Here is a 13,275-nt window from a genome sequence, read left to right as displayed (position 1 = left end):
CGAAGGCAAAATCACGGATGTGAACCGGGCCACGGAAGCGGTGACCGGCATCTCCCGCGAGCGACTGCTCGGCAGTGATTTCTGCGATTACTTCACCGAACCTCAGCAAGCGCGCGCCGGATACCAGCAGGTGTTTGCCGATGGATCGGTGCGGGACTACCCATTGGCGATCCGTCATGCCTCGGGGCGGTTAACGGAGGTGTTGTACAACGCGAGCGTGTTCAAAGACGCGCGAGGGGAGGTTGCCGGCGTGTTCGCGGCGGCGCGCGACATCAGCCAAAGGAAGCGGGCCGAGGCCGCGCTGCAGAACAGCGAGGAGCGCTATCGCTCGCTGGCGGTTGCAACCGCCCAGGTGGTGTGGTCCACGAACCCGCAGGGGGAGGTGGAGGACATGCCCATGTGGCGGGCGATCACCGGCCAGAGCATAGAGGATGTGCGTGGCTGGGGATGGTTGCAAGCGGTGCACCCGGAAGACCGGGAGCGCACGCACGCGGTGTGGTCGGACGCGGTACGGACGCGCACGCTGTACAACGTCGAGTATCGGGTGCGACGTTGGGACGGCCAATACCGCCATATGTGGGTGCGCGGGGTGCCGGTCATGGAAGCCGATGGCGAGACCATCCGGGAATGGGTCGGCACCTGTAACGACATCACGGAGCGCAAGCAGGCGGAAGAGGACATTAAGCGCTACGCGGCCGAACTGGAGAGGAGCAATGCCGAGTTGCAGGACTTCGCCTCGATTGCCTCGCACGACCTGCAAGAGCCGCTCCGCAAGGTGCTGGCCTTCGGCGAGCACCTGCGCGAGCACTGCGAAGGCAAGCTCGACGAGTTGGGTTTGGATTTCCTGGCGCGCATGCAAAATGCGGCGAAGCGGATGTCGGTGCTGATTGAGGCGCTGCTGGCTTACTCGCGGGTGGCGTCGCGAGCCCAGCCGATGGAGCCGGTCGACCTGCTGAGCGTGCTTTTCGGAGTGCTGCCGGATCTGGAAGAGCGGATTGCGAAGACGCACGCTCGCATCGAATTTGCACCCTTGCCGAAAGTTATGGCGGACCCGATGCAGGTGCGGCAAGTGATCCAGAACCTGTTGGGAAACGCGCTCAAGTTCCAGGCGCCGGGCACGACGCCGCAGGTGGAGATCACCGGCAAGATCAATGAGAGAGGCTGGTGCGAACTCAGTGTTCGCGACAACGGTATCGGGTTCGACGAGAAGTACCTGGACCGTATTTTCCGGCCCTTCCAGCGGCTGCACGGGCGCAACGAGTATGAAGGCAGCGGCATGGGGCTGGCGATCTGCCGCAAGGTGGTAGCGCGGCATGGAGGAACAATCACGGCCCACAGCCGGCCCGGCGCCGGGGCGACGTTCGTAGTAACTCTGCCGGCCAAGACTGAAGCAGCTGAGCCCGGCGAACCCGAGAGGAGTGAAGCATGGACTACGGAAATGAAAATGGCGGCGAGCTAGTACGAATCCTGCTGGCCGAGGATGACGACGACGATTTTTACCTTACCGACCGGGCGCTCAAGGAGAACCGTCTGCGCAATGAAATTTCCCGGGTCAAGGACGGGGAAGAACTGATGGAGTACCTGCGGCACGAAGGCAAGTTTGCCGGAAGCAACGGCTTTCCGGCGCCGTCGCTGATCCTGCTGGACCTGAACATGCCGCGCAAGGATGGCCGGGAGGCGCTGAAGGAGATCAAGTCGGACCCGAAGCTGCGGCATATTCCGGTAGTGGTGCTGACGACGTCGCGCGCCGAGGAAGACGTAGTGCGGTCGTACCAGCTGGGGGTGAATTCCTTCATCACCAAGCCGGTCACGTTCCTGGGATTGGTGGAAGCGATGAAGGCGCTGGGAGAGTACTGGTTTGAGGTGGTGGTGTTGCCCAGTTAGGAGGCGCGATGGCGACGGAAAAACTTCAAGTCCTGGTCGTCGAGGACGATGAAGACGATTTTCTGCTCCTTCGGCAATTGCTGAAGAAGACGTTGGGCGACGCGGAGGTGGAACGGGCCGCGACCGCGGATGCTGCCTTGGAAATGGCGCGCGACGAGCGCGACGACCTCTGTTTCCTCGATTACCGGCTGGGAGAAAAGGATGGGCTGGAGGTCCTGCGGGAGCTGAAGAAACGCGGTTTGGCCGCGCCTGTCATTTTCCTTACCGGGCAGGGGGATGAGGAGGTGGCGGTGCAGGCGATGAAGGCGGGGGCGACCGACTACCTGCTGAAATCGAAGTTGACGGTGCCCTCGCTGGAGGCAGCGGTCCGTTATGCGCTGGCGTTGCGTACCCAGGAAGAGGCGGTACGGACGGCACGGCGCGCCTTGCATGCCAGCGAGCAGCGCTTCCGGGCGCTGGTGGAGAACAGCTCGGATGCAATCGTGCTGCTGGATGCGGAGGGAATCATCCTGTACACCAGCCAGTCCATGCGCAGCTGCCTGGGATACGCGCCGGAAGAGCTGGTGGAAACCAGCGTTTTCCAGCAGCTCCATCCGGACGATCGGGCGTGCGTGCGCGAGACATTCCTGGCGATGCTGCACACGCCCGGCCTGCCGTGCCGCCTGGAATACCGGTGCCCGCATAAGAACGGAGAACTGCGTTACCTGGAGGCCGTCTGGGTGAATCGGCTTGCAGAACCGGCGGTGGGGGCGGTGGTGATCAATGAACGGGACACCACCAAGCGCAAACGGGCCGAGGAAGCGCTGCAAAAATTGTCGAGAGCGGTAGAGCAGTCGGCCGACATCGTGGTCATGACGGATCCGCAAGGAGTGATCGAGTACGTTAACCCGGCGTTTGAAACGCTGACCGGCTATACGCGGCAGGAGGCTAGAGGCAGGACGCCGCGCATCCTGAAGTCAGGCCGCCAGGACGCGGAATTTTATCGGAAGATGTGGGGCACGCTGCTCCAAGGCAAGGTCTTCCGCGACGTTCTGATCAACCGCAAGAAGAACGGCGAACTGTACTGGGCGGAAAAGACGGTCACCCCGATTGTGGACGAGCGGGGAGAGGTTCGAAACTTCATTTCCAACGACCGGGACATCACGGAACGGCGCGCACTGGAACAACAGCTGCTGCAGTCACAGAAGATGGATGCGGTGGGACAGCTGGCGGGCGGGGTAGCGCACGACTTCAACAACCTTCTGATGGTGATCAGCAGCTACGCTGAGCTGCTCTCGGACTCTATCTGCGCGACGAATGCCAAGGCCCATCACCAGGCACAGGAGATTCTAAAGGCGGCGCGCCGGGCGGCAGCCTTGACGCAGCAACTGCTGGCCTTCAGCCGCAAGCAGGTGATGTCGCCGCGCATGCTGGACCTGAACACGGTGCTGGGCGAAATCGGAAAAATGCTGCCCCGCCTGATCGGAGAGGACATCCAGGTAATGATACGGCCAGGCGCAGCGCTGTGGAAGGTCAAGGCTGACCCGGTGCAGATCGAACAGGTGATCATGAACCTGGCGGTGAACGCGCGCGATGCCATGCCGCGCGGCGGACAACTGGTGTTGGAAACATCGAATGAACGGCTGGACGAGGACTATTGCCGTTTGCACGTGGGCGTCTCGCCGGGCGAGCACGTCATGCTGACGGTCAGCGACACCGGGTGCGGGATCGCGCCGGAAATCCAGCCGCGCATCTTTGAGCCGTTTTTTACGACCAAGGAGCGGGGCAAGGGAACAGGGCTCGGGCTGCCCACGGTGTACGGCATCGTGAAGCAGAGTGGCGGATCGGTGTGGGTGTACAGCGAAGCGGGACATGGAACCGTAATCAAGGTCTACCTGCCGCGCGCCGATGCGGTGGCGGGCAAGGACGACGAGCAGCCGGCGGCAGCGCCTCCGCCACGGGGATCGGAGACCATCCTGGTGGTGGAAGACGAGGAGGCGGTGCGCGAGTCCATGTGCGAATACCTGACTGCGCGCGGCTACACCGTCTTACAGGGAAAAAACGGCGCCGATGCCAAGGAGGTGCTTGCGCACACCAGCGACAAGGTTCACCTGCTGATCACCGACGTGATCATGCCCGGCATGAGCGGGGCGGAGCTCGGCAGATGGGTCCGAGAAGTGAGAGCGGAGACGCGAATTTTGTACATCTCCGGGTATACCGAATCGATGGTGGTGCGGCAAGGGATCGAATCGACTTCCGGATTCCTGCAGAAACCGTTCACGCTGACCGCGCTGGCGAATAAGGTCCGCCAGGTGCTGGATGCGGACGCGACGCAGGCCAAGGCGTCGGACGCGGAGATGGCGGCAGCAAAGTGATCTGCGGTTCTCACCTAAAAGATGGTCTGCTACACTTTGTGCGGCGATGGAGTTCGCCTTAACCGCCTTGCTGCAAGGCTGATAACTCCTACCATTCCGGCCCGAGCCGAATTGAAGGAGAACTCCAGCGTGCTTGCCGTCTTCTGGATTTCCCTGGGCGCCGTGATCGGCGCCAACGCCCGTTACTTTCTGAGCCGACTCATAACCCGCCACATGGACGTGGCATTTCCCTTCGGAACGTTGCTTATTAACGTTACGGGAAGCCTGGTGCTCGGATTCTTCATGATCTGGACGACTGAGCGCGTGCTGGCCGACCCGCGATGGCGGTTGCTGATCGCAATCGGGTTCTGCGGCTCCTATACGACATTTTCCAGCTACGCCTTCGAGACATTCGCCTATTTCGAACAGGGACATTTGCCGTTGCTGGCGATGAACGTGATCGCCAACAACCTGTTCTGCCTGGCGGCGGTGCTGGCGGGTGCGGCGCTGGCGAGGGCGCTGTAGAATGCTTGCCCAAATGGCAGTTCAAGTCACCATCTACCTGAATCAGGCCGACGAGTGGCAGCGCCGCCCTTTGCACATCGAGCTGCTCAATTACTTGCGGCAGGAAAATGTTGCTGGGGCAACGGTGCTGCACGCGGTGGCCGGGTTCAACGGGCGGCAGCGGGTGCACACCTCAACCCTGGTGGACGCTGGAGGAAAACTGCCGCTGGTGCTGACGTTCGTGGACACAGACGAACACGTGCAACGAGTGTTGCCGAAGCTGCGCGAAATGGCGGCGCATCGGCTGATCGTGCGCGAGAACGTGCACATCGAGCAAGGGCTCGATTAGCCGGGCCGACCGGTGGTAGCAATCATCCTCCGGGATGATGCCTTGATTCGGCCCCGCTGATCCGCATCTAACCCCCAGCATGGCTGACGGCGAAAGCGTTTCCATCGACACATCCCGCCCCCAAGTCCACGAAATCTTCGGGCAGGCGGCCGAGAGCGGCCGCGACGAACTCCGGCGCAGCTCGCGCGCCCTGGCGATTTCGGGGTTGGCAGGCGGCTTCACCATGGGTTTAACGGGAATGTCGGTAGCCATTGCGCGCGCGCTGCTGCCCGCGGGGCCGATGACCGATTTCATTTCCTACGTGCTGTATCCGTTGGGTTTCATCGCCGTGATTATCGGCCGGCAACAATTGTTCACGGAGAACACGCTGTATCCTGTCGTGCTGGTGCTCACCGAACGGCGCCACGTCGGTAACACGTTGCGGCTTTGGGGGGTGGTCTTCACGGCGAATGTGGCGGGCGCGTTCCTGTTTGCTGCGCTGGCCGTGCTCACTCCGGCGCTGGAGCCGAAGGTGATGGAAGAACTGGTCAAGCTGGGCACGGACATGGTTGCGGCTTCGACAAGCAACGTCTTCTGGAGCGGTGTGATCGGAGGATGGATGATCGCGCTGGTGGCATGGATTGTGACCGCCAGCCAGTGGACCATCGGCCAGGTGGCGATGATCTGGCTGCTGACCTTCGTTGTCGGGGCGGGCCACTTCTCGCACTGCATCGCCACCAGCAGCGAAATCATCGCTGCCTCGCTCGCCGGGCCGGTGCCGATAAGCAGTTTCTTTCACTGGCTGTTGTTCGCGACCATGGGAAATATTTTAGGCGGAGTGACTATCGTCAGCTTGTTGAACTGGGGCCAGGTGCATGCGGGGAAGGACGAATCGAAACCGCAGCCGAAAAAGTCGCGGCGCGCGGCATGATGGAGCAGACTATGAAAATCAAAAAGACATTGCGGCGGATGGCATGGTTGGGAGCGGCAGGCGCAGTCGGGACGGCAGCGGCCGGCGTGGGGGTTGGGCTGCTCGGCCTGAGCGCGTGGCGTCGGATGACGCGCGGTGAGGAAGTACGAGGCAAGGTGGCGCTGATCACGGGCGGGTCGCGCGGCTTGGGCCTGGCCATGGCTACCGAACTGGCGGCGCAAGGCGCAACGCTGGTGATCTGCGCGCGCGACCTGGACGAACTGGAATGGGCACGCGAGGAACTGGCGCGCACCGGCGCGGAGGTGCTCGCCATCCAGTGCGATGTCGGCAGTCACGACGACGTGGTGCGCACGGTGCGGCAAGCGATGGACCGTTTCGGGCGCATCGACATCCTGATCAACAACGCCGGTGTGATCACGGTCGGGCCCCTGCCTTCGCAGTCGCTGACCGATTACCAGGAAGCAATGGACACCATGTTCTGGGGCGTGGTGTATCCCACTCTCGCGGTGCTGCCGCACATGATGGAGCGGCGCAGCGGGCGGATCGCAAACATTACCTCCATCGGTGGGAAAATCGCGGTGCCCCACCTTCTGCCATACACCGCGGCGAAGTTTGCGGCGGTCGGATTTTCGGAAGGGTTGCACGCGGAAGTGGCGAAGTACGGGATCAAAGTCACGACGGTGGTGCCGGGGTTGATGCGCACCGGTTCGTTCGTGAACGCGTGGTTCAAGGGACAGAACCGCGCCGAGTACGGGTGGTTCAGCCTTTCATCCGCCATCCCGGTGTTGGCGATGAACGGACGGCGCGCAGCACGAAAGATAGTATCGGCCATACGTCGCGGTGACGCCGAGATCATCCTGACGCCGCAGGCGCGGCTCCTGGCAATCCTGAACGGGCTGGCGCCGGGCACGGCGTCGGAACTGATGGCGGCGGTGAATCGCCTGTTGCCGTCACCGGAGAAGACGGACCAGCAGCGGCATCTCGGAAAAGACAGTGAATCCGCGGTATCCGACTCCGTGCTCACCAGCTTCGGCCGGCGCGCCGCCAGGGAGTTGCACCAGTATCCCGAGCGCAGACGGAACGGAGAAGAGCCACTGCGACCGGTCGGACATCCCGCGTAAGGCAACCTGCGCTCGGCGTCTTCGCTCTACCGAAGCAGGCGTTTCGACCCAGGAATGCCGGCTGCTTGCCCATGTCTGCCCGATCGCAATCGCGCGTCTTCGACGCCATCAGGAAATCCGTGCTCGAGTACCTGGTCCTGCTCGCCGTGTGGATGCTGTTCGTCAGCATGATGAAGCGGCAGGAGTTCATCGCCGGGGCGCTTGCAGCGCTGATCGCGTCGGTGGCTGACGCCTCGATCAAGTCCGCGAAGTTCGCCAGGTTCAAGCCAAAAATGCAGTGGCTGCCGCTGATCTTCTGGGAGGCATGGTACGCGCTGGATGGCAGCTGGGCGATTATGGCCGCCATGGTCAAGCATATCGCCGGCAAGAAATCGGAGGCGGAGTTCGTCTCGATCCGCATGCAAGCCGGCGGTGACGACGCGGAAAGCTGGGCGCGGCGCACGCTGATGACCGCCTACCTGACGATCCCGCCGAATTTCATCGTGCTCGGGATCGACATCAAGGAACAGCGCATGCTCGTGCACCAGGTCTCTAAAACCGGGGTTCCGCTGATCGCGCAAAAGCTCGGCGCCAGCAAAGAAGCAATTATGGAGGCGCCGCAAGCCCGGGGTCCCCGGCACGCCCGGCGTGACGGGGTGGAAGCGTGAACGCCTGGCTCATCGCCGCGGCTGCCCTCGTGTTCGCGCTGATTCCGTGTGGAATCGTGTGCTTCAAAGGGACGGCCATGGACCGGATCGTAGGCCTGGAGATGGCCGGAATCCTCGATTGCCTGATCCTGCTGCTGCTGGCGCAGGGGATGAGCAACCCTAACTTCTACGATCTGGCGGTCGCCTTGGCGTTGCTGACGCTTGGGGGAGGCCTGGTTTTCGTGCGTTTCCTGGAGAGGTGGCTGTGAGCGCCGCAACCATTGCGGTGGAGGTGTTGCTGGGGATCGCGGTGGTGGTCGCATGGCTGTGTTGTCTCGGCATTCTGGTCATGCCGAATTTCTATGAGCGGCTGCACTACCTGTCGACGGTGACCACGATTTGCGCTTTTGCCATCCTGGCCGCGGTTGTGATCGAGGAAGGTTGGGGCCAGGCGACGGTGAAAACCATTTTTGTGTGCCTGGTCCTGCTGCTGATTAACGCCATCGTTACACACGCCACGGCCCGGGCCGCGCGCGTCAGGACGCTGGGACACTGGTCGTCGAACCCGTATGAGCAGCTGCCGGGAACCCACGGACGCGGCGGCGCCGAAAGCGACCGGCACCGCCAGGAGAACGAATAACCGTGCTTCTGCTGCAAATCACGATTCTGCTGATGGTGGGGATAGCCGGTACGGCGGTCGTGCTCACGCGCGATCCTGCCCGGCAGGCGATCGGACTTACCTATTACGGGCTCATACTGGCGCTGATGTTTTTTATCTTCCAGGCGCCCGACGTGGCGCTGTCGCAGATTGTCATTGGAGCCGTTGCATTGCCCTTGATGATCCTGCTGACGCTCGCCAAGGTGCGGCTGAACAGCCAGATTGCGGAGTTTCAGGACAAGCAGAACAAGCCGAAAGAAAAGTCCGAAGGCAGGGAGGCGGCGTGACCCGCAGCGCGCGACTGATCGTGTTTACCGTCTCGGCATTCGGGCTAATCCTGCTCTACCTGTGGGGCGCTAGCGGCCTGCCGCCATTGGGTCATTACCAAGGGCCGTACGGCGACCTGATCAACCAGGTAGGCGTCTATGAGCGCCACGCAACCGACTTGGTGACAGCGGTCAACTTCGATTACCGGGGATTTGACACCCTGGGAGAAGAATTCATTTTCTTCGCCTCCGTGATAGGAGTCCTGACCCTGCTTCGTCACCAGCGTGAAGAGTCGAAGCAGGAAGACGAAGCCTTCGCCCGTGACGACCAGCAGCCCGGGCGCCATGCACCTGAGCCCAGCGAAGCGCTCAAGGTGACGACGCTGGCGCTGATCGGGCCGCTGGTTGTTTTTGGAATCTACATCGTGAGCCATGGACAAATTACGCCCGGTGGCGGATTCCAGGGCGGAGTGATCCTGGCCACCGCGCCGTTGCTGGTTTACCTGGCCGGAGATTACAAGACGTTCAAGAAAGTCGCCGCGCACACGCTGCTGGAAGTTGGCGAGGCAATTGGCGCACTGGGATACGCCGTGATCGGATTGCTGGGAATGATCGCCGGGGGAGTGTTCCTGCAGAACGTATTGCCGCTGGGAACAACCGGCAATATCAACTCCGCCGGAACCATTGCGGTGATCAGCGCAAGCGTCGGGTTGGAAGTTGCAGGCGGATTCGTATTGCTGATGCACGCGTTCCTTGAACAAACGTTGGAGCTGCGGCTCCGGGGGCCACAATGACCTTTCTTCCCTACGCGATTGCGGCATGGCTGTTCATCATCGGCCTCTACGGCGTAGTGACCAGCAAGAATTTCATTCACCTCATCATGTGTATCGTGGTGGTGCAATCGTCAACCTACGTGTTGCTGCTCGCAATCGGATACAAGGTCGGCGGAGTGGCTCCCGTGTTTGCCGGACCGCCTGTGGGAACGCCGGCGGTGGATCCGGTGGTGCAAGCGCTGATGCTGACCGATATCGTCGTGGAGGCGACGGTCGCCGCGCTGCTGCTGGCGCTCGCGCTGCAGGCGCAGAAGCGGTTCCGCACTCTAAATCCGGACAAGCTGCAGGAGCTGCGCGGATGACCAGTCAACTTGCGCCGCTGCCGGTGGTGATCCCGCTGAGCGTGGCCGCGATTCTCGCCGGCGCGAATAAGATTGTTCCCCGGCGCGTGGCGGATGGCGCCGCGTTCCTGGCCAGCGCATCGGTGTTGGGAATCTGCCTGGAACTGATGCGAATGGCGGCGCGGCAACCGCTGGAGTACTGGTTTGGCGGGTGGACGCCGCGCGCCGGCGTCGCGCTCGGAATTCTCTTTTCCATCGATACGTTCGGCGCGGGCCTGGCATCGTTTGCGAGCCTGCTGGTTATCGCTGCCTTCATTTTCTCCTGGCACTACTTCGATTCCGTGGGCACGCATTTTCATGTGCTGATGCTGGTGTTCCTGGCGGCGATGTGCGGCTTCAGCCTGACCGGTGACCTGTTCAATATGTTCGTCTGGTTCGAGCTGATGAGTGCCTGCGCGTTCACACTGTGCGGGTATAAAGTCGAGGAAAAAGGGCCCCTGCAAGGCGCGCTCAACTTCGCGATCACGAACACCATCGCCGCCTTCGTCGTGCTCACCGGCATTGCCCTGCTCTACGGCCACACCGGCGCGCTCAACCTGGCGCAGATCGGTCGCGCACTGGGCGGCGATTCCGGACCGCTGGTTGTGACCGCATTCGTATTCATCATGGCCGGCTTCTTCGTGAAGGCGGCGATTGTCCCATTTCACTTCTGGCTGGCGGATGCGCACGCGGTGGCGCCGACGCCGGTGTGCATCCTCTTCTCCGGGGTCATGGTGGAACTGGGGCTGTACGCGGCGGCGCGGGTGTACTGGAGCGCGATGGATGGCCCGCTCGCGCCGCATCGCCCGGCATTGACCGGGCTACTGCTGACGGTGGGAACGATGACCGCGATCCTGGGCGGCGTCATGTGCTTCGGGCAACGCCACCTCAAACGCCTGCTCGCGTATTCCACGATCAGCCACATGGGACTGATGCTGATCGGATTCGCGTTGCTCAGGCCGGACGCATTGGCGGGAGTTGCCCTCTATGTCGTCGGTCATGGGCTGGTGAAAGCGGCGCTCTTCATTGGCTCGGGAATCCTGCTGCATCGGCTGGCGACGGTGGACGAGTTCGAATTGCGCGGGCGCGCCTGCGATCTTTACGCAACCGGAATTATATGGATCTTCGCCGGCCTGGGTTTGGCCGGCTTGCCGCCATTTGCAAGCTTCCTGGGCGAGGCGGCGATTGAGGAATCGGCGCAAAAAGCGGGACAGGGATGGATCTGGATCGTGTTCTTTTTGTCCGCCATGCTGACCGCGGGTGCGGTGTTCCGGGTCGGCGGGCGCGTTTTCCGGGGATGGGGGCCGATAGAAGATAGCGGACCCGAAGGGGCGAAGAAGATCGAAGAAGGCCCCGAAACGTCGGGTGCCGGAAGCCGCGAACACCGCATTCCCGCGGTAATGTTCGGCCCGGCGGCAGCGCTTGCAATCCTCGCGCTGGCGATAGGGTTGGCTCCCGGAGTTCGCCTGGCCGCGCAAGCCGGTGCAAATCGCATGGCTGATGCCGCCGGATACCAGGCGATGGTGCTCGATCACGCATCTCTGCCGATCAATCCGCCACCGGTGGAGCGCGCGTTTCCGACTTCCAGTGTCGGGCGGGCAATGGCAGCGGCACTCCTGGCCCTGGCCCTGGCCGGACTCTCACTCTCACCGTATTGGCCCAAGAAAAAATCTGTTTTCCGGCCGCTGAAGGCGGGGATGGCAGGCCTGCGCCAGCTTCACAGTGGTCATGTCGGCGATTATGTCGCGCTGCTCACGTTGGGAGTGGCCGCATTGGGAGCAGCGCTTTCCTTGCTCATCAAGCTGGGCTTCTAAGCGCGCGAACTCCACAGGGAAGGGCGGGCATCATAGTGACAATGCACTCGGGTTGCCGAACGCCTTATAACTTTCGCGAATCCGATCCCGACAACATGCCGCCGCAACCACCCGGGCATAGCCCGGGCGCTCCAGTCAAGGAGCCTCCCGACAAACCGACTAGTGCGCCGGATGCGCCGGTGCGGGAGCCCGGACCGGAACCGAAGAAAAAAATCGGCCGCTGACAGACTAAGTCCAACACTGGCTTGCAAAGCGATGGCGCGGAGAAGTTTTAGCCGCTCACTGCCGGCCACTCCCGGATAGGTCGGAGCTTCCCTTTTTCCAAGATGAATTCATCGCCACGCCATGCAACCGTGTGTCCGGCGAAGCTGGCGAACCAAACCATCATGGCAACGAAGTCGCGTAAGGGAAGCAGGAACAAAAGTCGCGCGACATCTACGTCGTGAAGAATGGTTCTGCCAACCGTCGTCGCCATGGCCAGCCGCAGACCCGCAGCCACGGCGAGCATTCCCCACGCCCAGGCAGCGCCGCCCGACAACAGCAGCGCCACCATGGCCCAGGGTAGGCCGAATGTCAGCCCAACGCCGGTATAGCCCCAACGCCGGGAATCGCGCGTGCTGCGCGCCCAGCGCAGTTGATGCTGGAGAAAACCGCGCAAAGTGTAGTCAGGCAGATGGTGGTCCACGACGACGTCCGATAGCCGGACCTCGAACCCGGTCTTGGCAATGCGCGCGCCAAGTTCGAAATCGTCGGCCAAGTAATCCATCAGCGGCTCAAACCCGCCAATGGCTTCCAGGGGCTTGCGCGGGAAGGCGAGTGTCGATCCGAGCGCGAACCGGATGCCTTCAAGCTGCCGGGCGGCAAGCACGCCGGCGCTGAAATCGGTGCTGATGCCGATTGCTTCCAGCTTCGAACCCAGGGTCCTGCCGGCGATGCCACGGTAGAGGCAAGTGACCATGCCAACCCGCGGGTCGGAGAACTCGCGCACGATCCGGCGCAGGTAATCGCTGTCGACGCGAATATCGCTGTCATTGACGATCAGGTAATCATGGCGCGCCAGCGGCAGCATCTGTACCAGGTTGCTGACCTTCAGGTTCGTGCCCAGCACCTTGGGGCAAACCGTGAGCCGGATATCGCGGGTGGGGAACTCGGCTTGCAGCCGCTCCACCAGTTGCACGGCGGGGTCGTCGGGATCGCTGACGCCGAAGATGAGCTCGTACTCGGGATACTCCTGCAGGCAATGACTGCGGAAGCTTTCGTATATCTCGGGATCGGTACCGCGCAGCGGCTTCAGAATGGAGACGGGCGGCGTCCACGTGGGCGCGGCGGCGGCTTGCCGGCTGACGCGAAGAAAGTTCAGTGCCCCGACCAGGCAAAGAAGGTAGTAGCCGCAGCCACACACAGCGCCGGTTGCTGCGACTACAAAAAACAGATTGAATAAGAACTGGACCATCTTTCTTTCGCGCGAAAAAGCGTGTATCCGCCGCACAACAGCTTACCAAAGGCGACCAGCGGACACCACAATCGTTGCGTTTCTGCTTCCGGGCTGGGGCCGATTTGTCCCACCTGCTCCGTACCACAGTGTAGAACCAGGATTGTTCCACACTTAGAAACGCCATCCTGATCGGGGCGGTGATTCCTCTGCTGGTGCGGAACT

The 13,275-nt window shown here is 62.2% G+C and carries 15 protein-coding genes and 1 riboswitch; of the genes, 14 read left to right on the top strand and 1 reads right to left on the bottom strand.

Features of this window, described 5'->3' with window-relative positions; genetic code table 11:
• The 14 genes from VFI82_06600 to VFI82_06535 all read left to right on the top strand — a co-directional run.
• On the top strand, nt 1-1,459 hold a 1,459-nt coding region (locus VFI82_06600; GenBank protein ID HET7184335.1), incomplete at its 5' end, for a PAS domain S-box protein.
• Nucleotides 1,426-1,884 (top strand): response regulator, encoded by a 459-nt coding sequence (locus VFI82_06595; protein ID HET7184334.1) that lies wholly within the window; start codon nt 1,426-1,428, stop codon nt 1,882-1,884. The genes VFI82_06600 and VFI82_06595, both read left to right, overlap by 34 nt.
• Nucleotides 1,885-1,892: 8 nt before the next feature.
• Nucleotides 1,893-4,238, top strand: a complete 2,346-nt coding sequence (locus VFI82_06590; protein HET7184333.1) for a PAS domain S-box protein — start codon at nt 1,893-1,895, stop codon at nt 4,236-4,238.
• A gap of 33 nt (nt 4,239-4,271) precedes the next feature.
• A riboswitch (Fluoride riboswitch) is annotated at nt 4,272-4,336 on the top strand.
• 13 nt (nt 4,337-4,349) lie between these two features.
• A complete protein-coding gene (gene crcB, locus VFI82_06585) occupies nt 4,350-4,742 on the top strand; it encodes a fluoride efflux transporter CrcB (protein ID HET7184332.1) in 393 nt (130 codons plus the stop codon).
• A 13-nt stretch (nt 4,743-4,755) separates the two neighbouring features.
• On the top strand, nt 4,756-5,070 hold the full coding sequence (locus tag VFI82_06580; protein HET7184331.1) for a DUF190 domain-containing protein: 315 nt from the start codon (nt 4,756-4,758) through the stop codon (nt 5,068-5,070).
• A 79-nt stretch (nt 5,071-5,149) separates the two neighbouring features.
• Nucleotides 5,150-5,980: a formate/nitrite transporter family protein gene (locus tag VFI82_06575; protein ID HET7184330.1), complete on the top strand. Its 831-nt coding sequence runs from the start codon at nt 5,150-5,152 to the stop codon at nt 5,978-5,980.
• A gap of 11 nt (nt 5,981-5,991) precedes the next feature.
• Entirely contained in the window at nt 5,992-7,101 is a 1,110-nt protein-coding gene (locus VFI82_06570) for an SDR family NAD(P)-dependent oxidoreductase (GenBank protein ID HET7184329.1), read from the top strand.
• Nucleotides 7,102-7,172: 71 nt separating this feature from the next.
• Nucleotides 7,173-7,748, top strand: coding sequence for a Na+/H+ antiporter subunit E (locus VFI82_06565; protein ID HET7184328.1), 576 nt, complete (start codon nt 7,173-7,175; stop codon nt 7,746-7,748).
• Nucleotides 7,745-7,996 carry a monovalent cation/H+ antiporter complex subunit F gene (locus tag VFI82_06560; GenBank protein HET7184327.1) on the top strand — a complete coding sequence of 84 codons (252 nt, stop codon included), beginning with the start codon at nt 7,745-7,747 and terminating at the stop codon, nt 7,994-7,996. Before VFI82_06565 ends, VFI82_06560 begins: the two co-directional genes overlap by 4 nt.
• Nucleotides 7,993-8,367, top strand: coding sequence for a monovalent cation/H(+) antiporter subunit G (locus VFI82_06555; GenBank protein HET7184326.1), 375 nt, complete (start codon nt 7,993-7,995; stop codon nt 8,365-8,367). Before VFI82_06560 ends, VFI82_06555 begins: the two co-directional genes overlap by 4 nt.
• 2 nt (nt 8,368-8,369) lie before the next feature.
• Complete coding sequence (locus VFI82_06550; protein HET7184325.1) at nt 8,370-8,672, top strand: DUF4040 domain-containing protein; 303 nt, start codon at nt 8,370-8,372, stop codon at nt 8,670-8,672.
• Nucleotides 8,669-9,445 carry an MnhB domain-containing protein gene (locus tag VFI82_06545; protein ID HET7184324.1) on the top strand — a complete coding sequence of 259 codons (777 nt, stop codon included), beginning with the start codon at nt 8,669-8,671 and terminating at the stop codon, nt 9,443-9,445. Before VFI82_06550 ends, VFI82_06545 begins: the two co-directional genes overlap by 4 nt.
• Nucleotides 9,442-9,786, top strand: coding sequence for a cation:proton antiporter subunit C (locus VFI82_06540; GenBank protein ID HET7184323.1), 345 nt, complete (start codon nt 9,442-9,444; stop codon nt 9,784-9,786). Before VFI82_06545 ends, VFI82_06540 begins: the two co-directional genes overlap by 4 nt.
• Complete coding sequence (locus VFI82_06535; GenBank protein HET7184322.1) at nt 9,783-11,618, top strand: proton-conducting transporter membrane subunit; 1,836 nt, start codon at nt 9,783-9,785, stop codon at nt 11,616-11,618. Before VFI82_06540 ends, VFI82_06535 begins: the two co-directional genes overlap by 4 nt.
• Nucleotides 11,619-11,889: 271 nt before the next feature.
• Here the strand turns inward: VFI82_06535 and hpnI are convergent, their stop codons facing one another.
• Nucleotides 11,890-13,071 (bottom strand): bacteriohopanetetrol glucosamine biosynthesis glycosyltransferase HpnI, encoded by a 1,182-nt coding sequence (hpnI, locus tag VFI82_06530; protein HET7184321.1) that lies wholly within the window; start codon nt 13,069-13,071, stop codon nt 11,890-11,892.
• Nucleotides 13,072-13,275 lie beyond the last annotated feature (204 nt).

The sequence above is a fragment of the Terriglobales bacterium genome (assembly GCA_035691485.1).
GTDB lineage: Bacteria > Acidobacteriota > Terriglobia > Terriglobales > Acidobacteriaceae > JAIQGF01.
This window is presented reverse-complemented; position numbering and strand designations above follow the sequence as displayed.